The sequence below is a fragment of the Pontibacter sp. 13R65 genome (assembly GCF_047525655.1).
GTDB lineage: Bacteria > Bacteroidota > Bacteroidia > Cytophagales > Hymenobacteraceae > Pontibacter.
Genome location: NZ_JBLIQL010000006.1, coordinates 1 through 26,231, shown reverse-complemented (window position 1 = coordinate 26,231; position 26,231 = coordinate 1). Strand labels below are relative to the sequence as shown.

14 protein-coding genes are annotated in these 26,231 nt (G+C 49.1%); 13 read left to right on the top strand and 1 reads right to left on the bottom strand.

Annotated elements, in window-relative coordinates:
• Positions 1-68: 68 nt before the first annotated feature.
• The 13 genes from ACMA1I_RS09385 to ACMA1I_RS09325 all read left to right on the top strand — a co-directional run bounded on the left by ACMA1I_RS09385 (position 69) and on the right by ACMA1I_RS09325 (position 25,767).
• The gene (locus ACMA1I_RS09385; RefSeq protein ID WP_337068058.1) at positions 69-836 is read left to right on the top strand and encodes an SGNH/GDSL hydrolase family protein; all 768 of its coding nucleotides are present in this window, start codon (positions 69-71) and stop codon (positions 834-836) included.
• Between the two features lie 188 nt (positions 837-1,024).
• Positions 1,025-2,878 (top strand): exo-alpha-sialidase, encoded by a 1,854-nt coding sequence (locus ACMA1I_RS09380; protein WP_337068057.1) that lies wholly within the window; start codon positions 1,025-1,027, stop codon positions 2,876-2,878.
• 273 nt (positions 2,879-3,151) lie between these two features.
• The gene (locus ACMA1I_RS09375) at positions 3,152-4,624 is read left to right on the top strand and encodes a sialate O-acetylesterase (RefSeq protein ID WP_337068056.1); all 1,473 of its coding nucleotides are present in this window, start codon (positions 3,152-3,154) and stop codon (positions 4,622-4,624) included.
• 336 nt (positions 4,625-4,960) lie between these two features.
• Positions 4,961-7,726, top strand: coding sequence for a glycoside hydrolase family 78 protein (locus tag ACMA1I_RS09370; protein ID WP_337068055.1), 2,766 nt, complete (start codon positions 4,961-4,963; stop codon positions 7,724-7,726).
• A gap of 103 nt (positions 7,727-7,829) precedes the next feature.
• Entirely contained in the window at positions 7,830-8,960 is a 1,131-nt protein-coding gene (locus ACMA1I_RS09365; protein WP_337068054.1) for a sialidase family protein, read from the top strand.
• Positions 8,961-9,228: 268 nt separating this feature from the next.
• Entirely contained in the window at positions 9,229-10,212 is a 984-nt protein-coding gene (locus ACMA1I_RS09360; RefSeq protein WP_337068053.1) for a sugar phosphate isomerase/epimerase family protein, read from the top strand.
• Between the two features lie 178 nt (positions 10,213-10,390).
• A complete protein-coding gene (locus ACMA1I_RS09355; RefSeq protein WP_337068052.1) occupies positions 10,391-12,517 on the top strand; it encodes an amylo-alpha-1,6-glucosidase in 2,127 nt (708 codons plus the stop codon).
• 141 nt (positions 12,518-12,658) lie between these two features.
• Positions 12,659-13,732, top strand: a complete 1,074-nt coding sequence (locus tag ACMA1I_RS09350; protein WP_337068051.1) for a mandelate racemase/muconate lactonizing enzyme family protein — start codon at positions 12,659-12,661, stop codon at positions 13,730-13,732.
• A 378-nt stretch (positions 13,733-14,110) separates the two neighbouring features.
• Positions 14,111-14,875: an SDR family NAD(P)-dependent oxidoreductase gene (locus tag ACMA1I_RS09345; RefSeq protein WP_337068050.1), complete on the top strand. Its 765-nt coding sequence runs from the start codon at positions 14,111-14,113 to the stop codon at positions 14,873-14,875.
• Between the two features lie 31 nt (positions 14,876-14,906).
• Positions 14,907-18,209: a glycoside hydrolase family 2 TIM barrel-domain containing protein gene (locus ACMA1I_RS09340; RefSeq protein WP_337068048.1), complete on the top strand. Its 3,303-nt coding sequence runs from the start codon at positions 14,907-14,909 to the stop codon at positions 18,207-18,209.
• An 886-nt stretch (positions 18,210-19,095) separates the two neighbouring features.
• On the top strand, positions 19,096-21,897 hold the full coding sequence (locus ACMA1I_RS09335) for an alpha-L-rhamnosidase (RefSeq protein ID WP_337068047.1): 2,802 nt from the start codon (positions 19,096-19,098) through the stop codon (positions 21,895-21,897).
• Between the two features lie 47 nt (positions 21,898-21,944).
• Positions 21,945-23,087 (top strand): glycosylase, encoded by a 1,143-nt coding sequence (locus tag ACMA1I_RS09330; RefSeq protein ID WP_337068046.1) that lies wholly within the window; start codon positions 21,945-21,947, stop codon positions 23,085-23,087.
• A 280-nt stretch (positions 23,088-23,367) separates the two neighbouring features.
• A complete protein-coding gene (locus ACMA1I_RS09325; RefSeq protein WP_337068045.1) occupies positions 23,368-25,767 on the top strand; it encodes a glycoside hydrolase family 2 TIM barrel-domain containing protein in 2,400 nt (799 codons plus the stop codon).
• A 253-nt stretch (positions 25,768-26,020) separates the two neighbouring features.
• Here the strand turns inward: ACMA1I_RS09325 and ACMA1I_RS09320 are convergent.
• A partial coding sequence (locus ACMA1I_RS09320) for a hypothetical protein (RefSeq protein ID WP_337068044.1) occupies positions 26,021-26,231 on the bottom strand: 211 nt, incomplete at its 5' end.

The window sequence follows — 26,231 nt, the reverse complement described above, 5'->3', positions numbered from 1 at the left end:
TTAAACACGTTTCAGTTGCTTTACCAGCAAGTTTAGAATAATACACAAATACCTAATAGCAAGTTTACATGCACCAGGAGAACAACGAAGGCCGCAGGAAATTTTTGAAAACCGCTTCTATCGGTGGTTTGGCAGCTTTGAGTATACCGGCTATTGTATCGTCGGCTTTGGCGAAGGAGAAGGTGAAAAAAATCCGTCTTCAGCAAAACGACACCATTTTGTTCCAGGGCGACTCCATTACGGATGCACGCCGCAAGCGCGACGACAACACCGTGAACAGTGCCTCGGCGCTAGGCAATGGCTACGCGTTTATGGCAGCCTCCGATCTGCTTTGCAACCAGGCCAACAAAGGTCTGAACATTTATAACAAAGGCATCAGTGGCAACAAAGTGTACCAGTTGGCCGAGCGTTGGGACACCGATGCCCTCGACATAAAGCCAAACGTCCTTAGTATTTTAGTGGGTGTTAATGATTTCTGGCACACGCTGGTACGGGACTATACCGGTACCATTAAAACCTACCAGGATGATTACAGTGCCCTGCTCGACAGAACAAAGCAACGTTTCCCGGAGGTAAAGCTGATAATAGGAGAGCCTTTTGCTGTATCTGGTGTTAAATCTGTAGACGAAACCTGGTTCCCCGGCTTTAACGAATACCGCCAGGCAGCCCGTGAAATAGCTGCCAGCTACGGTGCCGTGTTTATTCCCTATCAAAGCGTTTTCGATAAAGCGCAGAAAACCGCTCCGGGTGTATACTGGACCTACGATGGCGTGCACCCAACCATAGCCGGCAACCGCCTAATGGCCCAGGCCTGGATGGAAACGGTGAAAGGCTAAGCTTGAAATGATAGAGCGAAGGAGTGATTGAGTGAGTTTGAAATACTTGGAGAAGCCTCTTGTTGCTGCTTTACATAGGCTGGTTTCTCTATAAAAATTAAGTTTGAATAATGTGCTGAAATTTTAGAAACAGTGGAATTTGTTTAATAACCACCATCTAAAATTCAGCATCAAAAATTTACAAAATAATGTTAAAACTTGGGTACAAAGCAGCTGTTGTCGCGCTTTTAGGAGCATGGAGCATAACAGCAGAAGCGCAGGATACGGTAAAGTATACCGGCACCACTTTATCGAATGTGGATTACCATCATGGGCAGCTGAGCCCGGCTATTGGGGTGCATAATATACAGGTGGTGCGGGCGAATCGGGAGAACCCCTCCAAAGCCAATGGTTTCGGGTGGACTTACAACCACGCGCCCATGCTGGCCTACTGGAACAACACGTTTTACATGAATTACCTGAGCGATCCTGTTGGGGAGCACATTCCGCCCAGCCAAACGCTGTTGCTTACTTCTAAAGACGGCTATAACTGGTCGGAGCCGGAAATCGTTTTTCCTCCTTACAAGGTGCCGGATGGCACCCGCAAAGAGGGGCACCCCGGTGTAGCCAAAGACCTGTATGCCATTGTGCACCAACGAATGGGCTTCTATGTATCAAAAGATAATCGTTTGCTGGCGATCGCTTATTATGGTATCGCCCTGGACGCAAAAGACGATCCGAACGATGGTAAAGGCATTGGCCGCGTGGTGCGCGAAATCAAAAAAGACGGCACCTATGGCCCAATTTACTTTATCCGCTACAATTCTTCCTGGGATAAGAAAAAGTCAGACTATCCTTTCTACACCAAAAGCAAAGACAAAGGCTTTGTAAAGGCTTGCAACGAACTGATGGCCGACCCACTCATGATGCAGCAATGGGTAGAGGAAGCAGACCGAAACGACCCGCTTATTCCACTGAAAAAAGAATACAAAGCGTTTAGTTACTATCATTTAAAAGATGGCAGAACTGTTGGTCTCTGGAAGCATGCGTTAACCTCGATCAGCAAAGACGGCGGCAAAACCTGGCAGTACGATGCTCTGCGAGCTCCCGGCTTTGTAAACAGCAACGCCAAAATATGGGGACAGAAAACCTCCGATGGCCGCTATGCTACTGTGTACAATCCTTCTGAATTCAGATGGCCACTGGCTGTTTCTACCAGTGATAATGGTCTGGAATACAAAGATTTGTTGCTCGTGAACGGCGAGATTTCGCCAATGCGCTATGGCGGCAATTACAAGTCGTATGGTCCGCAATATGTACGAGGTATTGTGCCGGGTAATGGTACGCCACCGGATGGCAACATGTGGGTAACCTACAGCATGAACAAAGAAGACATGTGGATTTCCAAAATTCCGGTGCCGGTAAAAAGCAAAGCAGACAAACATGCCGATGAAGTATTTGCCAATTTTGCCGAGTTAAAGGATCTGACAGAGTGGAACATCTATAGCCCGATTTGGGCACCTGTAAAACTAGAGAAAGCACCCGATGGCACAAAGGCGCTGGCTCTCCGCGACAAAGACCGCTACGATTATGCCAAGGCAGAACGCGTTATTCCGGCTTCTAAACAAGTAACGGCAGAGTTTGCAGTAATACCAGCTCAGAACGACAAAGGTCAGTTGCACATCGAGTTTCAGGATGCAAAGGGAAGCCCGGCCATAAGGCTGATACTGGACTCTGATGGAAGCTTTAAGAACAAAGCCGGTTACAGACTTTCTGGCATGATGAAATACGAAGCAGGCAAGGCTTATAACGTGCGGGTAGAGGCCGATGTAGCTGCCAGAACCTATCATGTTTTTGTAGATGGTAAAAAAGTATCGACCCGCATATTCTTTGCACCGGTAGCCTCTATTGAGCGTGTAATGTTCAGAACCGGCGAAGTGCGCCGATTTCCGGATGCCGACACGCCAACCGACCAGGACTACGACCTGGAGAACCCAGGAGAGCCAGAGGCAGAAGCAGCTTTCTTCATTAAGTCTTTTAAAACACAAAGCCTGAACCTGTAAGCCCTAGGCCTGCAAAAAAATTTTTTGCCTCCGGAAGGGCTTTTTGATTAGAGTAATTTAATTGGTGGTTGCTAGTTGCTGATTGGCTGAATGGCTTAATTGTTAAATGGTTGTATAGAGAGTGTACTTTCTTATTTAAAATCTTTAACCACTTAATTTAAACGAAGGTCTAATAACTAGCCTCTAGTATCTAAAATCTTATAAATGATTGGCAATGCTACACTTTGGTTCATTTTTAAAGCCAACTGAGGGTGTAGCGAGGCAATAAAAAGTATGCATATAAGTAAGTTTCTTTTAAGTGTTTTTCTGGTCCTGCTCACCTTTTGTGTGCAGGCCGAAATTACGCTGCCTAAAATCCTGCAGAGTAATATGGTGCTGCAGCGCGACAAGCCACTGCCTATTTGGGGTAAGGCAGCGCCAGGCGAAGCCATAACAGTAACCTTTGGTAACCAGAAGAAGAAAGCAACCGCTGGTGCCGACGGAAACTGGGAAGTGGTGCTTGATCCACTTACAACTTCTGCTACTCCTGCCACCATGACCATTGCCGGATCGAACACCATTACATTGGAGAACCTGCTGGTAGGAGAGGTGTGGCTGTGCTCGGGGCAATCGAACATGGAGTTTACCATGGCCAAAAGCGCCAAATTTGCCGATGCCAAACGAAGCAAGGGTATGACAGAGGAAGAACTGCAGAAAGTAAATTACCCCAACATCAGGGTGTACCTGGTTAGAAAAGACCATTACAAAAAAGGTGGCCTGCCCAGTAGCTGGGAAGAAGCTGATTTTATGTCGGTAAAAGACTTTTCGGCGCCAGGTTTCTTTTTTGCCGAGAAGCTGCACCAGAACCTCGACATTCCGATTGGCATTATTGCAGCCTCTGTATCGGGCACACACATAGAGCGTTGGGCACCGGAGCAGACTTTAAAGGGAGACACGAGCTTTGATGTAAAGGCCACCAAAACACAGGAAGAAGTAGGCGACATCAAAAACGGCAAGTTCTACTATGGCATGATTCAACCTCTGGCTCCCTTTGCTTTACGAGGCTTTTTGTGGTATCAGGGCGAAACGAATTGTTTCCAGGCCGAAACCTTCGACTACACCGAAAAAATGCAGGCCCTCATAAGCACCTGGCGGCACATCTGGCGCGATGCAGAAATGCCGTTCTACTATGTGCAAATCGCGCCGTTTGCTTATTCCCAGAGCGAAGACAAGCATCCCCGTACCGTAGAGACTTTACCCCAATTTTGGGAAGCACAGGCAGCCGCACTCCGGATACCTGAAACAGAAATGATTGTGACCACCGATCTGGTAGATAGCATCGCAGATATTCACCCTACTTATAAATGGGAAATTGGCCGACGACTGGCAAGTGTGGCATTGGCAAAAAGTTATAGCCAAAACGTGACATATTCTGGCCCTGTGTTTAAGCAGATGAAGGTGAAGAGAATGAAGGCGGTGCTGGAGTTCGACCATGTTGGCAGCGGCCTTACCAGCGACAACGGCAAGCCGCTTACCTGGTTTACCATAGCAGGGGCAGATGGCAGGTTTGTGCCCGCAAAGGCAGTCATCAAAGGAAAAACTGTGGTGGTGACAGCGCCGGGAGTAAAGTCCCCAACAGCCGTGCGATTTGCCTGGAACGAAGCGGCGCAATCAAACTTTTTTAATAAAGAAGGATTGCCAGCCAGGCCTTTCCGTACCAATGCGCCTGAGTGGCAACCCAAGACCCTGAGCAGCTCCAGGCCATAAAAGCCCAGTTTTTGCTTTGGAAGGCCATTTTCATTGGAATAATTGGGTTGGATGATTTGGAAATTTGAAGATGTGGAGATGTAAAAATTTGGAGATGTGAAAATAGAAGTAATTGGCAAGGAATTTTGAATACGTGATGGAGAGAAAGTGGAGTCGTTGACAGAAGCGCCCTTGCCCGCACGATCATAATTTTTAATTTCTAATTTTTAATTTGACGCAGTAACAGGCTACAGCACTACTACCTGTTGGGAGGCTAACCGCCTCAACTTAAAAGGCAAAAGCTTACATGCTTCAGCCATAACCATAGTACGATTACAAACATAAGCGCTACGATCCGTGAAAAACTGTTTCTATATTTCTTATATTATCCTGCTCTCGGGTATGCTCTCGCTCCTTAGTACAGGAGAGGCTACCGCTAATGTGCAGTTGCAGAACCTGCGCTGCGAGATGCTGCAAAACCCGGAGGGAATTGATGTGACCATGCCACGTCTGAGCTGGGAAATGACTGGCAAGCAGCGGGGCATAGAACAAACCGCTTACCAGATACTAGTGGCCTCTACTCCCGAAAAACTAGCAGCCAACGAAGGCGACCTTTGGAATTCTGGTAAGGTAAGCTCTAACCAGTCGGTGCATGTGCAGTATGCGGGCAAGCGCCTTAGTAGCAGAGATGAGTGCTACTGGAAAGTGAAAACCTGGACTAAAGACGGTGAGAGCTCCTGGAGTACTCCTGCCTACTGGAGCATGGGGCTGCTGCATTACGGTGACTGGGTCGGCCGCTGGATCGGCATGGACAAGTTGTTCCCCTGGGATCAGGAAGAAAGATTTTCTCGTCTCTCCGCTCGCTACTTCCGCAAGGAGTTTGAGGCTCCTAAAGAAATAAAAAAAGCCAAAGTATACATCATTGGCCTTGGATTGTACGAGCTGTACCTCAACGGGCAGCGCATAGGCGACCAGGTACTGGCTCCCGCACCTACCGACTATTCTGAAAATGTAAAATACAACACCTTCGATGTAACAGAGCAGCTAAAGTCTGGTAAAAACGCGATTGCCACTGTGTTAGGCAACGGTCGCTTCTATACCATGCGGCAGTACAAGCCTTACAAGAACAAAACCTTCGGTTACCCCAAAATGCTGCTCAACCTTGTAATTGAGTACACCGATGGTACTACCGAAAAAATCCGCACAGACGAAAGCTGGAAAATGACGGCCAATGGCCCCATCCGGACCAACAACGAGTACGATGGCGAAGAATATGATGCCCGCAAAGAAATGCCGGGCTGGAACGCAGTAGGGTTTAACGACAAGCAGTGGCTGCAGGCCGAGTACGTGCAGGAACCTACCGGAGAGTTTGAAGCGCAGATGAATGAGCACATGAAAATTATGGAAACGCTTAAACCGGTTTCTGTAAAGCAGCTGAAGCCCGGAACTTATATTGTGGACATGGGCCAGAACATGGTGGGTTGGGTAAAAATGAAAGTGCAAGGCAAGAAGGGCGACCAGGTAACGCTGAAATTTGCGGAAGTCCTGAACGAAAAAGGAGAACTTGCCCTGGAAAACATCCGCGATGCGAAAGTAACTGATATTTATACGCTGAAGGGTGGCGGAGAAGAAGAATGGGAACCGTCTTTTGTATTCCATGGCTTTCGCTATGTAGAAGTGTCCGGCTTTCCTGGCAAGGCTACTGTTAATAATTTTGAAGGCCGGGTGGTGAACGATGCCATGAAAACAGTAGGTAGCTTTAAAACCTCCAATGCCATCATTAATCAGGTGCACGAAAATTCCTACTGGGGCATAAGAGGAAACTACAAAGGGATGCCGCTGGATTGCCCACAGCGGAATGAGCGGCAGCCTTGGCTGGGCGACCGGCCAACCATAGCCTATGGCGAAAGCTTTATTTTCGATAATGGCAAGCTGTATGCCAAGTGGCTGGACGATATTCAGTATGCCCAGAAAGCCGATGGCTCTATTCCGGACGTGGCTCCTGCCTTCTGGCGCTACTACAGCGATAACATGACCTGGGCAGGAACTTACCTCATGATCGCCGATATGCTGCACCAGCAATACGGAAATATAAAGCCAATCGAGAAGCATTACCCGTCCATGAAAAAGTGGCTGCAGTATATGCAGAATCTGTATATGAGTGATGGCTATATTATGACGAAAGACAGCTATGGCGACTGGTGTGCACCTCCGGCTACTATTGAAGCAGGAAGAGGCATGAACGCAAATGTGAAGAATCCCAGCCAGCTGATCTCTACTGCCTATCATTATTATTATTTGCAGATGATGCAGCGCTTTGCCCGCCTTACAGGCAATGAAGGAGACATTGCAGGTTACCAGGCCCTGGCTGAGAAAGTGAGAGAAGGCTTTAACACTGAGTTCTTCAATGCAGAAGGTGCCTTCTATGGAGAAAATAAACTAACTGATAACCTGCTGGCCTTATACTTCGGACTGGTGCCGAAAGAGCAGGAAGCAGCCTTGGTTAACACGATTGTTAAAATCATTGAAGTGGAGAACAAAGGCCATTTAAGCACGGGTGTGGTAGGAACCCAGTGGATAATGCGCAGCCTTACCGAGTTCGGACGACCTGACCTTGCCTACAAACTTGCCACCAACACCACCTACCCTAGCTGGGGCTATATGGTAGCAAACGGAGCTACTACCATCTGGGAATTATGGAATGGCAATACCGCCGCTCCCACTATGAATTCCTACAACCATGTAATGATGCTAGGTGACCTGGTGAGTTGGTATTACGAAGACCTGGCCGGAATAAAATCGAGCCGGGAGCAGACTGGGTTTAAGCAGATAGAAATGAAGCCCCTGATGATCGACGGTTTAGATTTTGTAAATGCCAGTTATCATTCCATGTATGGGTTGATCAAAAGCGATTGGAAAAAGGAGAAGAAGCGATTTACCTGGAAAATTTCAGTGCCAGCCAACACAAAAGCAGTCGTGTATATTCCGGCCAGTTCTGAAAAGAGCGTGACAGAGGGCGGCAAGAAGGCCAGTTCGGCAAACGGTATTAAATTCCTTCGCATGGAAGGTGATAGAGCTGTTTATGAGCTAGGCTCCGGCGATTATTCTTTTGTAGCAAAGTAACCGTAAAGACCTCGCAGCGTGCGTCTGTGCAAGAAGCATAAACAACAAAGGGCAAAACAACTGCCGCTAATAATAGATTTTAAACAAGAGTAATAAGCGTAAAATGAAAAGATTTGTAATAGCATTGGCTATTTTGGTATGCGGAAGCGCAGGGCTTATGCCGGTGCAGGCCCAGAAGGAGAAATGGAGTAAAGGAATACTGGTGGAGGAATTTCTCTACGAAACAGCACCTTTTCCGTCGTGCCACTCTGCCACTTTGGCTGAAACACCTACTGGGCTGGTTGCCTCTTTTTTTGGCGGTACAAAAGAACGCCATCCTGATGTTGGCATCTGGGTAAGCCGGCAACTGAACGGAACCTGGGCCCCGCCTGTAGAGGTAGCCAACGGCAACCAGGAAGACGGCAGCCGCCTGCCCACCTGGAACCCGGTACTTTACCAGATCCCAGGCGGCGACCTGATGCTGTTCTACAAAATCGGTCCTAAGCCATCGGAGTGGCAGGGCTGGCTGAAAACCTCCAGCGATGGCGGTGCCACGTGGTCGGAGGCTCGCATGCTGCCTGAAGGCTACGTAGGCCCGGTAAAAAACAAACCTGAGCTTATTGACGGAGAACTGTTCTGTGCCTCCAGCACCGAAGGCGACGGATGGAAAGTACATTTTGAAGTAACTCCCGACTTTGGTAAAACCTGGCGAAAAATTGGCCCGATAGACAAAGGAGCAGAGAACTTTGATGCCATTCAGCCAAGTATTTTAAAACACGGCAATGGCAAGCTGCAGGTGCTGTGCCGCAGCAAGAACAGAACCGTTGTAACTTCCTGGTCTGAAGACAATGGCCGCACCTGGTCGCCGTTAGAGAAGGTAGAGCTGCCTAACAACAACTCCGGCACCGATGCTGTAACCATGGCAAATGGCCGCCACGTGCTGGTGTACAACCACGTGCTGCCTCCGGGCGACTTAGCCAAAGGCCCGCGCACACCGCTGAACGTAGCTGTTTCTAAAGACGGTAAAAAATGGAAAGCAGCGCTTGTGCTCGAAGACTCACCAATCAGCCAATATTCGTATCCTGCTGTTATTCAGACCTCAGATGGCCTGCTGCACTTTATTTACACCTGGCGACGTCAGCGCATTAAACATGTGGTGGTAGACCCATCAAAAATGAAGCTTAAGAAAATTAAGAAAGGTGAATGGCCAGGCGGTAACCCGGTAGCAGGAGAGGTGCAGGATCAGGAAAGCTAGGGCTTCGCTTAATTAGGCATTCAAAATTAGAAATTATGGTGGAGCGAGTGTTCTCGCTCGTGTCTACTATTCCGAAGCCTCTGGGCGCTTGTAATAATAAAACATTGGTAAACCCTTGGCAATATTTTTTTGAAACTCCTCCGGCAGGCTATTTTCATTAGAATAATTGCATGTTCTCTAAAACTCATGCTGGTATGAGTTGCAAGCTCGCACCAGCATGAGTAACCAGCAGAGGTACATCTGCTGAAAACCAAAAAAAGTAACGTTTATGAAGGATTCAAAGAAGCAACTTATAACAACAACACCTGCTGATAAGGCAAAAACAACAGCCATTAACCGTCGCCATTTTTTAGGTGGAGCTGCTACCCTGGCTGCTGGTCTGCTGGTTTTTCCGGACCTGCTGGCGGCTTCTTCGGCCCGAAAGGTAAACAGCATAGAAAGTGTTTTTGCGGCTGACCAACGTTACAAAATAGCAGTAATTGACCTGATGATTCTGAAGCGCCAGAAGATAAGCGCTCTGCCTTTGGCAAAAGAGATCGGAGCCGATGGCATAGAAATAGACATGGGTGGGCTGGGCAACCGCGATACCTTCGAGAGTAAGCTTGCCGACCCGGAAATGCGGCAGCAGTACCTCGACAAAGCCAAAGAACTGAATTTGGAGCTTTGCTCGCTGGCTATGACCGGGTTTTATGCGCAGTCGTTTGCGGAGCGGCCTACTTACCAGCAAATGGTAGGCGACACCATTGAAACAATGAAGCACATGAACATTAAAACAGCTTTTCTGCCGCTTGGCGTAAAAGGCGACCTGGTGCAGCACCCGCACCTGCGCCCTGCTATTGTGGAGCGCCTGAAGGTAGTAGGCAAAATGGCGGAAGAAGCTGGCGTGGTGATTGGTATTGAGACAGCGCTGGATGCGAAGGGGGAGAAGAAGCTGCTGAAAGACGTGGGCTCCAAGGCTATCCGGATCTACTTTAACTTCTCTAACCCGCTAAAAGAAGGGCGCGACCTGCACAAGGAGCTGAAGATCCTGGGCAAAGACCGCATCTGCATGATCCACGCTAGCGACGAGGATGGGGTATGGCTGGAGAACAACACCCGCCTCGACATGCATAAAGTAAAGCAAACACTAGATAAAATGGGCTGGAGCGGCTGGCTGGTGATCGAGCGCTCCCGTGATGCCAATAATGCCCGCGATGTGAGAGGAAACTTTGGCGCGAATACCAGGTACCTGAAATCTGTTTTTCAATCATAATATCATAACTTCAGGCATTACTGGTACAAACGCTTGTTTGTGCCAGCCTTAGCGGATTTAGCCGCACGGATCTGTCTTAAAATCAACCTAATTTCTTGTTAACCTTTTTATGAAAAGCACAGCTACATTTCTGCAAAGAGTAGTGATTCTGCTTTGTTTGTTTCTAACTGTTTTATCCGTGGAATCAGCAAACGCGCAGCAGCAAAAGCAAGCCACCTGGATCTGGTACCCGGGCGACTATGAGGTTTGGTTAAGCAACCAGATGCAAAACAGACGTGCCGAACGTGGTACATTTTTCCCGCCTTTCTGGCGCATGGACAACCACTATGTGCTCATCGATTTTCATAAGGTGTTTGACCTGAAGGAGCCGGAGGAGATCGAGATTTTTACGGAAGGCCGCTACAACGTAAAGTTGAACAGCAAAATGGTAAACGGCACACCCAAAAAACTTACGATTCCGGCCGGAAAGCAAAAGATCAACATCAAAGTGTATGCGCAGGATAGGGTGCCGGCGCTGTATGTACAGGGCAAATCCATTGTAACAGACTCTACCTGGCTGGTAACGTTTGAGGACAAGGAGTGGATTGATGAGTCGGGTAAAGTTTCGGACCAGTCAGGTACGGAATGGCTGAACGCGGGAACCTGGAACTTCAATGCTCCTGATAACCTGCCATCTGCCTTTAAACTGCCTACCACACCACAGAAAGCGGCCAAGATAGACCTCAAAGGGCAGTCTATTCTTGTTGATTTTGGTAAGGAAACCTTTGGCTATGTAAAGCTGCACGGCCTGAAGGGCAAAGGGAAAGTATCGTTGTACTACGGCGAATCAGTAGAGGAAGCCATGTCTACAGAACACTGCGAAACGCTCGACCACCTGGACATAGACCAGCCACAGGCAAAGGATTATGTGCTGGAGCAGTCGCAGGCCTTCCGCTATGTAAACATTCAGTTTGACCCTAGCATAACCATTGCAGATGTATCGATGCTGTACGAGTACCTGCCGATGCCTGACCGCGGCAAGTTCCGCAGCTCAGACGAAGAACTGAACAAGATCTGGGATATCTCGAAATACACTATGGAGCTGACGACGCGTGAGTTCTTTATAGATGGCATTAAACGCGACCGCTGGATCTGGTCTGGCGACGCCAACCAAAGCTACCTGATGAATTATTACCTGGGCTTCGACTCTCCATCTGTGAGACGTACAATGCTGGCCCTGCGTGGCAAAGAGCCGACCACCACGCACATCAACACCATTATGGACTACACGCTATACTGGTTCATTGCCATCAACGACTATTATCAGTACACCGGCGATAAGCACTTTGTGCAGCAGTTCTACCCGCGCATGCAGTCGCTTATCAACTTCTGCCTGGAGCGCCGTAACGAAGATGGCTTTATGGAAGGCATGGCTGGTGACTGGGTATTTATTGACTGGGCCGATGGGCTGAGCAAGCAGGGAGAGGTAAGCTTTGAGCAATTACTGCTTGCCAGAAGCCTCGAAACCATGGCTCTTTGCGCTAATATTGTAGAAGATAAGGAAGGCGCTGCTAAATACAGTAAACTGGCATCTGATCTAAAAGCGAAGTTGTTTTCTGTTTACTGGAACGAGCAGAAGCAGGCGCTGGTACACAGCCGTGTAGATGGAAAACAGACCGAGAACGTAACCCGCTACGCCAACATGTTTGGCATCTTCTTCGACTACTTTAACGAAAGCCAGAAGCAGGGCGTGAAGCAGAACGTGCTGCTCAACGACAAGGTGCAGAAAATTACGACTCCGTACATGCGCTTTTACGAACTGGAGGCACTTTGCGCCATGGGCGAGCAGGATTACGTGATGAAGGAAATGAAATCTTACTGGGGCGATATGCTCAAGCTGGGCGCTACCTCCTTCTGGGAAAAATACGACCCCACCGAGTCTGGTGTGGAGCATCTGGAAATGTATGGCCGGCCATTTGGTAAGAGCCTTTGCCATGCCTGGGGAGCCAGCCCGATTTACCTCCTGGGTAAATATTACCTCGGCGTAAAACCACTTTCGCCTGGTTATGCCACTTATGAAGTGGCACCGGTGCTGGGTGGTCTGCAATGGATGGAAGGCACAGTGCCTACACCGAATGGCGACATCAACATCTACTGCAGCACGAGCCAGATAAAAGTAAAAGCCACCGAAGGCACCGGCACCTTGCGCTTCAAAAGCAAGGCCAAGCCTAAAGCAAAAGGAGCCAAGTTCCAATCTAAAGGCAATGGCGTGTATGAAATGAAGATCGAGAAAGGCAAAGAATACGTGGTGTCTTACAAAAGCTAACCCGTAACCTTCCGGAGGCCGAAATACCTCCGGAAGGCCATTTTCATTAGCAGAATTAATCTTCCGGTTGTTTTAGCTGGTACCGGTTTGTAACACATGCCAGCACCAGACCAAGTTAGCTATATTACGTTACAGCAAACCATGCATAAAATTAAAGATTACACCGTTTTTTCAGCCAAAGCAAAGCTAGCCAAACCTATTGCTGATGCTACTCATACGCTTACGGAGATATCTTTTATCGTACTCCGCATTCAGTTGGAGAGTGGTGTAGTAGGTGAGTCTTACTTGCTGAGCTTTCAGTACAGTCCGGCTGCCATTGCCGGGGCACTTAAAGATGTAGGTGCCATGGTGGTAGGCGAGCAGGTGTACGACACGGTAAAGGTTTTTGAGAAGATAAACGCTGCCAACGAGTACTTCGGGTTGGAGGGCATAAACAGGTGGGCGCAGGGAGCCTATAACATTGCCATGTGGGATGCCTGGTGCAAAACACTGGGGCAGCCGGTATGGAAGGTGCTGGGAGCATCCCGAACAAAAGTGCCGATCTACGGAAGCGGCGGCTGGATCTCTTATTCGGTGGAGGAACTGATAGGGGAGGTGAGCGACTACAAGAGCAGAGGCTTTAAAGCCGTTAAAATAAAAGTAGGCAAACCCGACTGGAAAGAAGACCTGGAGCGGCTCCGGCTGGTGCGGGAGGCAGTGGGCAACGATATCAGCATTATGATGGATGCGAACCAAGGCATGAACGTACCAACCGCCCTGATGCTGGCAAGAGCTGCACGGGAGCTGAACATCCACTGGTTCGAGGAACCCATAGATCATACCGATTTTCAGGGCTACCAGCTGTTGCGCAACCAGGCCGGTATTTCGCTGGCGATGGGGGAGCGGGAGTACTCGTCGGCCCCGCTTCGCGAGCTGCTGGTACGCAACGCCATCGATATCTGGCAACCGGATATTCTGCGGCTAGGAGGAGTGGAGCCCTGGCGCAACAGTGCTGCGCTGGCCGCCAGCTTTAATGTTCCGGTGCTGCCGCACTACTACAAAGACTACGACATTCCGCTGCTCTGCACCATCGCCAACGGTGCAGGCGCAGAGTCCTTCGATTGGATAGATCCGTTAATCGATCATCCTTTAGAAATAAAAGAAGGCTTTGCCACGCCACACGACCGGCCAGGCTGGGGCTTTGCCTTTAAAGATGAGAATTTGGTAGAGATGTAAAGCAGCGGCTGAGGTCTTGTTAAGAGCCTAGGGAAATTTAGTCAAAAATGCCTCTGGAAGACTATTTTCATTTGAAGAATTTGATTGTAGTTGCTGAATGTTGTTTGGCTGATTTTAGAACAGACTGTCGAAGCCCCTGCAGTGTGCGCAACTCCTGCGAGTGTTGAGGAGAGGCAGATGCATAATTAATCACCAGCTTGAGTAACCGTTGGCTATAAAAATCTCTAATGCTGGTGCGAGCTTGCAGCTCGTACCTTTACTTTTTAGAATTGGAGGGAATACTTGCCAGATAAAAAATGGTACGAGCTGCAAGCTCGCACCAGCGCTGAAAACAGAAAGCTGAATTGGTTTTTTATCTTGCTACCTGTGTCTTGAAAAATGGATAAACTAAAACAACTCTACTCGCTGGAAGGCCTGCGTATTATTGTAACGGGTGGCTCCAGTGGTTTAGGACTGCACCAGGCCATTACCATGGCGCAGTGCGGCGCAACTGTATTTGCCCTGAGTCGCTCCGGTGGCATAAAGGTAGAGCACGAAGTAAAGATGCTGGAAAGCCTCACTTTCTCTACCCTGGATGTATCGAATGAAGAGGATATCCGAAAGGTTTTCAAGGAGGTAGGTGAATCAGGTGGCATTGATGTGCTCGTGAACAATGCCGGTATTACCAAGCGGGTAAAGGCAGAGGCGTTAACAACTGCAGAATGGACTGCGATTCACGATGTGAACGTGACAGGCTTGTTTAACTGCTGTCGCTATGCTTTTCCTTACCTGACAAAGTCTGCCCATGTTGGCCGGGTAATTAACATCGCTTCAATGGCTTCGCACCTTGGTTTCTCAGAAGTGGTACCTTATAGCTCCAGCAAAGCGGCGGTGCAGGGCATTACGCGGGGGCTGGCTGTAGAGTGGAGCCAGGAGAATGTGCTGGTAAACTCAGTATCGCCGGGTTGGTTCCCTTCGCTTATGAGCGAGCAGGTAATGGACGAAGACCGAAAAGCTAAAATTCTGAACCGCATGCCTTTGCACCGCTTCGGCAAGCCCGATGAACTCTCGCCTATGATTTGTTTTCTGGCCTCACCAGCCGCTACCTATATTACGGGTCAGGACTTCTGTGTAGATGGAGGTGCCCTGGCTTTTGGTTTTTAACTGAATACTTGTTTCTGCTTTTTTTAGCAATATGAAAAAATACAACTTCTTACGCTTACCAATTTTAATAGCTGCGGCCCTGTTTTCGCAGGTGCTGCAGGCACAAACCGTAGATGGTTTGCCAGCCACTATACCACCAGTGCCCACCGTTTTTAACCTGGAGCCTTGGGAGGACCAACATGTTACCAGCATTAACCGCGACCCTGCCCGTGCCACCGCTTACTCTTTTAAAACTGAGAAAGAAGCTATTGCCGGAGATCGAAGCAAGTCCGGCCGCATGCTGCTATTAAATGGCGACTGGGATTTTAAGTTTGCCCTGAAACCAGCCGATGCTCCTGCAGATTTCTACAAGAGCCGCGTAAGTGGCTGGGACAAAATAGAGGTGCCTTCTAACTGGGAAATGAAAGGCTACGACATTCCGATTTACAAAAGTGCCGTTTACCCTTTCCGCCCCATAGATCCGCCGCGTGTACCTAAAGATTATAATGCCGTAGGATCTTACCAGCGCACCTTCACCATACCTGCCGATTGGAAAGACATGAATGTAACCCTGCATTTCGGGGGCGTAAGCTCCGGCTTTAAAGTGTGGGTAAACGGGCAGTTTCTTGGCTATGGCGAAGACAGCTGCCTGCCTTCAGAGTTTAATGTAACGCCTTACCTAAAAGCCGGCGAGAACATTGTGTCGGTGCAGGTAATCAGGTGGAGCGATGGCGCGTACCTCGAAGACCAGGACCACTGGCGCATGAGCGGCATTCAGCGGGAGGTGATGCTGCTGGCGGAGCCAAAACTACGTATTGCGGACCTGCACTGGCAGGCAAAGCTCGACAAAGACTACAAAGATGCTGTTTTCAGTATCCGGCCACGCCTTGATAACTATACCGGCGGCGAAATAAAGGGGTATAAGGTAAAGGCGCAGCTGTATAACAAGGCGCAGCAGCCTGTTTTTGAGAAGGCGCTGGAGAAAACTGCCGAAGAAATAGTAAACGAAGCGTACCCACGCCTCGACAACGTAAAGTTCGGGCTGCTGGAGACAACGGTAAAGAACCCACTGAAGTGGAGCGACGAAACTCCTAACCTCTACACGCTGGTGCTCTCGCTGGAAGACGAAAAAGGCAACGTGCTGGAGGCCAAGAGCTGCAAAGTCGGTTTCAGGAGCATTGAGTTCTCCAAGGACAACAGCAAACTTCTCATCAACGGGAAAGAAACCTATCTCTACGGCGTAAACCGCCACGACCACCACCCCACCAGGGGCAAGGCCTTAACCCGTGAAGATATTCTGGAAGATGTGAAGATGCTGAAGCAGTTTAACTTTAACACCATCCGTACCGCCCATTATCCGAACGACCCGTATTTCTATGACCTCTGCGATGAATATGGAATCTTGGTAATGGACGAGGCCAACCACGAAACACACGGTCTGGGCGGTAAACTCAGCAACGACCCCACCTGGACGCACGCCTTTATGGAGCGCACCACCCGCATGGTCATGCGCGATAAAAACCACCCGAGCATCATTATCTGGAGCCTGGGCAACGAAGCCGGTCGTGGTCCGAACCACGCTGCCATGGCCGAGTGGATCCGCGATTTCGATATTACCCGTCCTATTCATTATGAGCCGGCGCAGGGGAACCACCGCGTAGAAGGATACATCGAACTGGGCGACCCACGGTATTTGGCCACTAACGACCACTCGCACCGCATCCAGAACCCGGTAGATCCTTACTATGTAGACATGGTGAGCCGTTTTTATCCTGGCTTGTACACCGTAGATCTGCTGGCAAATCAGCCGGGCGATAACCGACCTATCATTTTTGTGGAGTACTCGCACTCCATGGGCAACTCTACCGGCAACATGAAAGAATTCTGGGATGCTTTCCGCTCCACCAAACGTATGATCGGGGGCTGCATTTGGGATTTTAAAGACCAGGGGCTGCTGAAGAAGCACGAAAGTGGCGAGGAGTTTTATGCCTACGGTGGCGACTTTGGCGAAAAGCTGCACAACGGCAACTTCTGTATAAACGGCATTGCAGCATCCGACGGCAGACCAAAAGCTGCCATGTACGAGTGCAAGCGCGTGTACCAACCGATAGAGTCGGAACTGGTTGATGCTTCTAAAGGTCTGATCCGGGTGCTGAACCGCCACGCCAGCAAAAACGCAGGTGGGTACGACGTAACCTTAATTGTGCGGGAAGACGGGAAAGTTGTGCAGACGAAGAAGCTGCCTCGCTTGTCTTTGGCAGCCGGAAAAGACACAATAATCAATATTTCCTCTTACTTGCCAAAAAGAAAAGCAGGGGCAGAATACCTGGCCGATATTCATTTTACCTTGCCACAGGCAGAACTGTGGGCACCGAAAGGCCATGAAATTGCCTCTAACCAGTTTGCGCTTACAGGTGTTCCACAAGTAACATCGGCTCGAAAAACTCCTGCTGCTCCAACTGTTACCGAAAATAATAAAGGTTTTGTGGTCAGCGGAAAAGACTTTCAGCTGACGATCGATAAAGCTAACGGAGCGCTAAGTTCTTATTCGTGGAACAACAAAGAGCAGATACTGAGCCCGCTGCTGCCAAACTTTAGCCGTCCACTCACCGATAACGATAAAAAAGGCTGGAAATCAGATAAGAAGCTAAAAGAATGGTACGAGCCGGGGCTGAAACTGCAAAGTGTTTCCGCAGACAAATCGCAGGCGGGTGTAGTAAAGGTAACCAGCAACTATACCCTGATCGAAGGAAAAGCGAAAGCCCAGGTAGTATATACCCTGGCAGGCGACGGAGTGGTAAAAGTAGATTATGCTTTAACACCAGAAGCAGGTTTGCCCAACATCCCGAAAGTGGGCATGCAAGTTGGCATAGCCCGCGACTACGACCAGATAAACTGGTATGGCAGAGGCCCGGTGGAGAATTATGTTGACAAACGATATGGTTTCGATGCCGCCATATACTCACAGCCGATCCAGGAGTTTATGGAGCCGTACGTAATGCCACAGGAAAATGGCAACCGCACCGATGTGCGTTGGATGTACCTGGCCAATAGTAAGAATGAGGGATTAATGGTAGTAGCCGACAGCCTGCTCAGCATGAGTGCCTGGCCTTATACTGAAGCCAACATCAATGCAGCTAAACATACTTATGATCTGAAAGATGCCGGATTCATTACGCTGAACATCGACCTGGTGCAGATGGGCGTTGGCGGCAACGACTCCTGGTCTGAGGTAGCACAGCCGTTGGAGCAGTACCAGATACCAGCCAAACCGTACCGCTACAGCTTCTACCTGCAGCCGGTAAAGAAGAAAGTAGATGCCATTAGTAGCACAGCAAAAAATGTCAGGTTTTAACCTGACATTTTTTTTGATGGAAAGGAGCAGCTAAACCGACCCTTGGATGATTTAAGTGGAAAAAGCCTCCGGGAGGCCGTTTTCATTTGAAGAATTTAGCCTTACGGTAATCAATTGTTAAAATCAGCACGCTCTATTCATATTTACTGCTGTTACGCACGAAGTGTAATAGCAAAGGATTTAGGAGCGAACAGGTTTCCAGAATACCTGAGTGCTATTGCTGGTTCAGTAGCAGTGGCTTTGAGTACTTATCCCAGTTCTTGGGTTGAGCGCCTTGGCAGATTTCCGGTGCCGCAGCGCGATGCTAAAGAACTAGGCCTGGCGGCCTGGAGCGCTCAGAGCTAATACGATGCAAAAATTGTAGAAGGGAACCGGATAAAGCGGTTGCTGGCAGTATTAGAACCAACTTAAAGGAGTATCCTTCTTATAAGGTGGGCAACATCAGCTATGATGAAGAATTGGTCATATTTAATAAAATTATAAGGAAAAGCTCCAATCACAAGAGGACCAATAATGCTTCGGGTGGTACAATGCCTATTGCAAGTCTTCTTCTAAGTTTATATTGTAGTATTCAGATTATTATGTGAATGAGGTACGGCTTTTGCTTAAATGGAGGCAAGGGGAGAAACACCTGTAGCACTGAGAGCTGACTAAGAATCTCATCTTTATTTGTTTAAATATAAATTTAATTTTTATATTTGATAGTGTAAAGTGGGGCTTACAATTGTTCTAAAAACTACAAAATGATTGTAAGCCAGATATAAAGCCTGGTGGGCCAGAACTGAATGTTTCGCTTTCGTTTTTTGCCTTCTGAATCTGGTCAGTGCTTCAACTTTTCAACAAATGTTAGTTTCCTGCTTTAGGACGATATAAAATCTTTGTTTTCATGATCCGAATTGTTTTTCTGCTCTTTTTATGCCTGGTTTCACTGCAAGCTTTCCCCAAAAAAGGAAATGTGCTTACTGTGAAGGAGTTGAAATGCGAGTATCGGCAAAACCCTTTAGGGGTCGAAGCTGCTTCGCCCCGATTACAATGGCAACTAAATGCATCGCAGCGTAACGTGGTGCAAACCGCTTACCGCATTCTGGTGGCCGATAGTCCGGAGCAGCTTCAGAAAAACAAAGGCAACATCTGGGACAGCAAAAAAGTAAAGTCGAACCAGTCGATACAAGTGGCCTATGCCGGTAAAAAGCTGGAGCCAGCCAAAGCCTACTTCTGGAAAGTAATGGTGTGGGACAACAAAGGCAATGCCTCCGGGTGGAGTGAGCCTGCCCAGTGGCAAACGGGCCTGCCAACTGCCCAGGACTGGAGCGGAGCCCGCTGGATTGCTTACGAAGAGCTGCCTGCCGAAAAGCGGATTGTGCCTGCCCAACACGGCAAAGGCGAAAAGACGCTGGATGAGGGAAAAAACATACTGCCCATTCTGCGCAAAGAGTTTTCGGTTGCGAATCCTATAAAACGCGCAACCGCTTATGTGTCTGGCTTAGGCCACTTCGAGATGAGCCTGAACGGCGAGAAAGTAGGCGATGATTTTCTGGCCCCCGGCTGGACCGACTACGATGAACACGCCCTGTACGTAACTTACGACATAACCAAGCAGCTGCAGCAGGGAGCCAATGCTGTTGGCGTTATGCTTGGCAACGGTTTTTATCATATCCCGCGTGGTTCGCAATACCGCAAACTGACCGGCTCTTTTGGCTACCCCAAAATGATTTGCCGCCTGGTGGTCGAGTACCAGAACGGAAAAACCGAAAATATTATCAGCGATGGCTCTTGGAAAACAGCTCCCGGTCCCATTACCTTCAGCAGCATTTATGGCGGCGAATTTTACGATGCGACCTTAGAGCAGGCTGGCTGGAACAAGCCAAACTTCAAAGAAAACAACACCTGGAAGCAGGCACTGCTGGTGGAAGGGCCAAAGTTGGAAGCCCAAACCTCAACTCCTGTTAAGCTCATACAGAACTTCACGCCTATAAAAGTAACGCAGCCGGAGCCTGGCAGATGGGTATACGACCTGGGACAAAATGCTTCGGGCATTGTAGGCATCACCGTAAAGGGCAAAAAAGGAACCACTGTTAAAATTACACCCGGCGAACTGCTGAACGACCAGCAACTGGTAACGCAGAAACACACCGGTAGCCCTTATAACTTTATGTATACCTTAAAAGGCGAAGGCACCGAAAGCTGGCAGCCACGGTTCACCTACTATGGTTTCAGGTATGTGATGGTAGAAGGTGGCGTGCCCGAAGGACAGCCTAACCCACAGGGGCTGCCGGTGGTGGTAAGCCTCAAAAGCCTTCACAACACCAATGCTGCAGCGCGTGTAGGCAAATTTGCCACCTCCAAAGACTTGTTCAATAAAACGGAAACCCTGATAGATTGGGCTATCCGCAGCAACATGCAGAGTGTATTTACCGATTGTCCGCACCGCGAGAAGCTGGGCTGGCTGGAAGAAGTGCACCTGGTAGGCAGTTCTATCCGGTATAATTACGACATTGCGAGCCTTTGCCGGAAAGCAATGCGCGATATGCAGATGGCGCAGACAGAAGATGGCCTTATTCCGAACATTGCGCCGGAGTATGTAGAGTTTGAATTTGCAGATGGTGTTTTCAGAGACTCTCCTGAATGGGGCAGCAACGGCATTATTCTGCCGTGGTACCTGTACCAATGGTACGGCGATAAGCAAGTGCTGGAAGAGTACTACCCTATGATGCAGCGCTACGTGAAGTACCTGAAAAGCAAATCAAAAAACCACATTGTAGCGCATGGCCTCAGCGATTGGTACGACCTGGGTCCGGAGCGGCCGGGGTTTTCGCAGCAAACGCCTAATGGCGTTACCGCCACCGCCATATACTACTACGACCTCAACATCATGAGTAAAATTGCCAACCTGTTGGGCAAGGCACAAGATGCGAAAGCGTATGAACAATTGGGCGCAGAAGTAAGAAAAGCATTTAACGACACCTTCTTTAACGCAGAAACAAAGCAATACGCCACTGGCAGCCAGGCAGCCAACGCCATGGCTGTTTATATGAAACTGGTGGAGCCGCAACATAAAGCTGCGGTGGTAGAAAATATAATAAAAGACATCAGAAGCCGCGACAACAGGTTAACGGCTGGTGACGTGGGCTACCGCTACCTGCTGCGCGTGCTCGATGATGCCGGTCGTTCGGATGTGATCTATGACATGAACAGCCGCACCGATGTGCCGGGTTATGGCTACCAGTTGGCACAAGGAGCCACTGCCCTTACTGAGTCGTGGCAGGCGCTGCCAAACGTGTCGAACAACCACTTGATGCTGGGGCATATCCTGGAGTGGTTCTACAGTGGCATTGGCGGCATTCGGCAACCAGAAAACGCTATAGCCTTTAATCAAATTGAAATTCGTCCTGAAATTGTTGGCGACCTTACTTCTTCGAATGTAAGCTACAACTCGCCATACGGCACCATCAGCACCGACTGGAAAAAAAATGGCGAAACGTTTGAGCTGAGCGTGGAGATACCAGCCAACACCACTGCCACTGTTCACTTACCGGCCACTGCTTCAGCTCAGATTTTAGAGAGCGGCAAACCGGTAAGCGGCAACAAAGACCTGCAGCAGCTGGAGGCCCAGAATGGCCGTGCTGTAGTAAAAGTAGGTTCGGGCACTTACAGATTTGTGGTGCAGGAGAAGGCTGATTTTGAGTGAGTGAAAGACCCTGCGAACAAAGAGATACAACTAATTATATTACAAGAATGGTTTTTAAAAGAGTAAGCATTTTTCTGGCACTTACGGTTCTTTCTATTTCTGCCGCATTTGCGCAGTCGGCAGATAAGGAGGTGCCACAGAGCGAAATGCAGCGGGTGTATGAGGAGGTAAAAACACCGCATAAGTACGGCCTGGTGCTAACGGCGCCAGACGATTCGAAGAAGACCGACTGCCCGACCGTTTTCCGGAAGGGAAATAAGTGGTATATGAGCTACATCGTGTTTGATGGGCAAGGCTATGAAACCTGGCTGGCTGAAAGCAAAGACCTGCTCAACTGGAAAAACCTGGGCCGCATTATGTCTTTCTCAAACGACAGCACGCAGTGGGACGCCTACCAGAAGGCTGGCTATAATGCCCTGCAGGACCACAAGTGGGGAGGAAGCTATAAGCTGAAAAAGTTCGACAATAAATACTGGATGAGCTATTTTGGAGGTAACTCAAAAGGTTATGAGCCGGTGCCTCTCTCCATAGGCATGGCTTACACAAAAAAAGACCCTAGTACGGTGCACGAATGGCAGCGGCTGCCAAAGCCTGTACTTGCGCCAGGCGATCCGGATGTACGTTGGTGGGAAAACAGAGGAAAATTGTTTAAGAGCAGCGTGATCTGGGACAAAGACAAAACAACCGGCTACCCGTTTGTTATGTACTACAATGCCGTAGGCGACTCTTTAGTTGATAACAAGAAAACCCGCTGGTACGAGCGCATCGGCATGGCTGTGTCAGATGACATGGTAAACTGGAAGCGTTTCAATAACGATCCGGTGGTGCATCACCCGGTGGGCATTACCGGCGATGGCATAGTGCAGAAGATGGGTGATGTATGGGTAATGTTCTACTTCGGTGCTTTCTGGGAAGATAGAGCAGGAGCTTTTAATCGTTTTGCCGCATCTTACGACCTGGTAAACTGGACCGACTGGAACGGTGATAATCTTATTGAGTCGTCGGAGCCATACGATGAGCAGTATGCCCACAAATCGTTTGTGGTGAAGCACAAGGGCGTGGTGTACCACTTTTATAACGCCGTTAATAAAAAAGAGCAGCGCGGTATTGCCGTGGCTACCTCTAAAGACATGGGCAAAAGCAAGCTTACATTCCCTGCCATCACGAAATCGGAAGCCATTAATAAATAGTTTGTGTTGTGATTAAACCTGACGGGCTTTAGAACCTGTCGGGTTTTCTACATTTTGGGAGCTGCTTCTATACTGTGTTGTAGGTTGCAAAAAATGCCTGTTGTTATTAGGCTGTTTTGAGTTGAAGGCCTAAAGACACAAAGACAAAAAGATGCTCCGGAAGGCCATTTTTATTAGAAGAATTTAAGTCAGTTTGTAAAAGAAGGTAGTCCTTTGTTTCCGGACCTTGCGTTGGGAGCAAAGCACCTTCGGATTAAGTACATATTCACCTAAACCATACATGAAAAAAATACTCTTCTTCTGTTTCTTTCTTACTTGTTTCGGCCTGCAGGCGCAGCAAAAGGGAACTGACAGGAACATGCTGTTTGACGCAGATTGGCGCTTCCACAGAGGCGATGTGCAGGGAGCGGAACAGGTAAGCTTTAACGATTCGCAGTGGCGCCAGGTAGACCTGCCTCACGATTGGAGCATCGAGAACCTGCCCGGTACCAATTCTCCTTTTACCCCCGATGCTATTAACGGTGTAAGTGTGGGCTTTACAGTAGGTGGCACCGGCTGGTACCGCAAAACCTTTACTGTGCCCGCCTCCGCAAAAGGCAAGCGTATGGTAGTAGAATTTGAAGGTGTGTATATGAATTCTGATGTGTGGCTGAACGGGCAGCATCTGGGTAATTACCCTTATGGCTACTCTACCTTCTCCTACGATATTACCGATAAAGTAAAGCCGGGGCAGCAAAACGTGCTGGCGGTGCAGGTAAAGAACGAAGGCAAGAACAGCCGCTGGTACACCGGCTCTGGCATTTATCGTCACGTTTGGCTCAAAACCATGGAGCCGGTGCATGTGGCGCAATGGGGAACATATATTACCACCCCCGAAGTAAGCACAGCCTCAGCCAAAGTAAATGCGCGTACAAAAGTGCAGAACACAACGCGCAAAGCTCAGAAAGTGCGCGTGGTAACCAGGTTCCTTGATGCAAAAGGGGCAGAACGCGCTAAAGCCGAAGCAACTCAGTCTGTTGCGGCAGGAGCAGAGTTGGAGTTTAATCAGGATGCCACCATTACATCTCCTGCGCTTTGGTCTTTGGAGTCTCCGGCGCAATATACAGCTGTAACGGAGGTATACCGTGGCCGCAAGCTGGCCGATCGCACTGAAACAAAATTCGGGATACGTAAACTGAGCTTCGATGCAAAAACCGGTTTTCAGCTGAATGGTAAACCAACCTTACTGAAAGGTGGTTGCGTGCACCACGACAACGGCCCGTTGGGGGCCAAGGCATACGACAGAGCAGAAGAGCGGAAGATTGAGATACTTCAGGCGAGCGGCTATAATGCCATCCGTTGCGCGCATAACCCTCCTTCGCCTGCCTTTCTGGATGCTTGCGACCGTTTAGGAATGCTGGTGATTAATGAAGCATTTGATACCTGGCGCGAAAAAAAGAACGCCGACGACTATAATGTGTACTTCGACAAATGGTGGAAAGCCGACCTAGAGGCCATGGTATTGCGCGACCGCAATCATCCTTCTATTATTATGTGGAGCACCGGCAACGAAATTCCGAACCGCCAAAAACCGGAGGTAGCAGCCGTTTCTAAAATGCTGTCGGACCACGTGCGCCTGCTGGACCCGACCCGGCCAGTGACTAATGGCGTAAATGGGGTAGATCCTGATAAAGATGCCCTCTTCGCTACCCTCGATGTAGTTGGTTACAATTATGCCCGCGACAAATATGTGTCGGAGCATGAGCGTGACCCGGAGCGTGTGGTCTATGCGGCCGAGTCTTTCACGATAGAGGAGTTTGACTATTGGATGGATGTGGTGGACCATTCGTGGGTGATCGGTGACTTTGTCTGGACTGCCTTCGATCATATTGGCGAAGCCAGTATTGGCTGGCTGGGCTATAAGCAGAGCAAAGATTTTTATCCATGGAACCTGGCCTTTGTTGGCGACATCGATATTTGTGGCTGGAAACGTCCGCAATCGTATTACCGCGATGCGCTGTGGCAGGTAGGTGACAATGTTTCTATTGTGGTTGCTCCCCCAACGCCTACTTACCCCGAAACAAACCCACGCCCCGAAACATGGGCCAACTGGAAATGGCATGACCTGGTAGCCAACTGGAACTGGAGCGGCTACGAAGGAAAACCGCTGGAGGTAAAGGTTTTCTCCTCAAACGAGGAAGTGGAGCTGTTTTTAGACGGAAAATCCCTGGGCCGCAAGCCGACCAACCGTTCCAGCAGGTTTACGGCTGTTTATGAAGTTCCTTATAAAGCCGGCGAATTAAAAGCTGTTTCTTATAAAGGAGGTAAGCAGGCAGCCACATCGGTACTTCGCACAGCAGAGGCACCAAAGCAAATGAAGCTAACTGCCGACAGAACTGAAATTAAAGCTGATAACCAGGACCTGAGCTATATTACCGTAGAGTTGGTAGATGCCAATGGTGCTCGTCATCCGGATGCAGATAACCTGGTTCAGTTTGAGTTGGATGGCCCCGGATCGATTGTGGGTGTAGGCAATGCCAATCCTAAAAGCTTGGAGAGCTATGTAGACCCTCAGCGCAAAGCGTGGCAGGGAAGATGCCTGGTAATTGTGAAAGCTGGCGATAAAGCTGGAAACATTACACTAAAAGCCAAAGCCGAGGGTCTGGCCCCAGTACAGGTTGCAATTAAATCAGTAGAGTAGAACTAAGCATAGAAGCCCTTGCCCTTCCGAAAGCGTTTTTGCCCCCGAAAGGGCTTTTTCATTAGAATAATTTTTAAACAGGAACTGCTGTGCAATTTTGGGGCACGTTGATCAAACAGAAATCCCGCCATGGTGCTAACTTATTTTAGCTTCGTGGCGGGATTTCTTTACTCCAGATAGTTTATGGAGTTCAAATTCTTCTAATGAAAACAACCTTCCGGAGGTGTTTTGTACTGTTTCAGGTTCATAGTTTTTAGTGGAGGCCGATGCGTGTGGCGATCTTGTGTGCGCACTCGCGGACGACGCTGTTGGTCTCCTCAGGTGAGATGTCCTCGTTGTACTCGGTGGTGAGGATGGAGACGGCCAGGACGGCGACCACGCCTGCGCGCTCATCGCCTATGGGGGCGACGATGTCGGTGACGCCCCTGGAGAGTTCGCTGTCCTCGCCGTGCTGCCCGGTCTGC

Excerpts from the sequence above, each read along its gene's own strand:
- ACMA1I_RS09385 (WP_337068058.1), top strand. The coding sequence starts at position 69 with ATGCACCAGGAGAACAACGAAGGCCGCAGGAAATTTTTGAAAACCGCT.
- ACMA1I_RS09380 (WP_337068057.1), top strand. The coding sequence starts at position 1,025 with ATGTTAAAACTTGGGTACAAAGCAGCTGTTGTCGCGCTTTTAGGAGCA.
- ACMA1I_RS09375 (WP_337068056.1), top strand. The coding sequence starts at position 3,152 with ATGCATATAAGTAAGTTTCTTTTAAGTGTTTTTCTGGTCCTGCTCACC.
- ACMA1I_RS09365 (WP_337068054.1), top strand. The coding sequence starts at position 7,830 with ATGAAAAGATTTGTAATAGCATTGGCTATTTTGGTATGCGGAAGCGCA.
- ACMA1I_RS09360 (WP_337068053.1), top strand. The coding sequence starts at position 9,229 with ATGAAGGATTCAAAGAAGCAACTTATAACAACAACACCTGCTGATAAG.
- ACMA1I_RS09350 (WP_337068051.1), top strand. The coding sequence starts at position 12,659 with ATGCATAAAATTAAAGATTACACCGTTTTTTCAGCCAAAGCAAAGCTA.
- ACMA1I_RS09345 (WP_337068050.1), top strand. The coding sequence starts at position 14,111 with ATGGATAAACTAAAACAACTCTACTCGCTGGAAGGCCTGCGTATTATT.
- ACMA1I_RS09340 (WP_337068048.1), top strand. The coding sequence starts at position 14,907 with ATGAAAAAATACAACTTCTTACGCTTACCAATTTTAATAGCTGCGGCC.
- ACMA1I_RS09335 (WP_337068047.1), top strand. The coding sequence starts at position 19,096 with ATGATCCGAATTGTTTTTCTGCTCTTTTTATGCCTGGTTTCACTGCAA.
- ACMA1I_RS09330 (WP_337068046.1), top strand. The coding sequence starts at position 21,945 with ATGGTTTTTAAAAGAGTAAGCATTTTTCTGGCACTTACGGTTCTTTCT.
- ACMA1I_RS09325 (WP_337068045.1), top strand. The coding sequence starts at position 23,368 with ATGAAAAAAATACTCTTCTTCTGTTTCTTTCTTACTTGTTTCGGCCTG.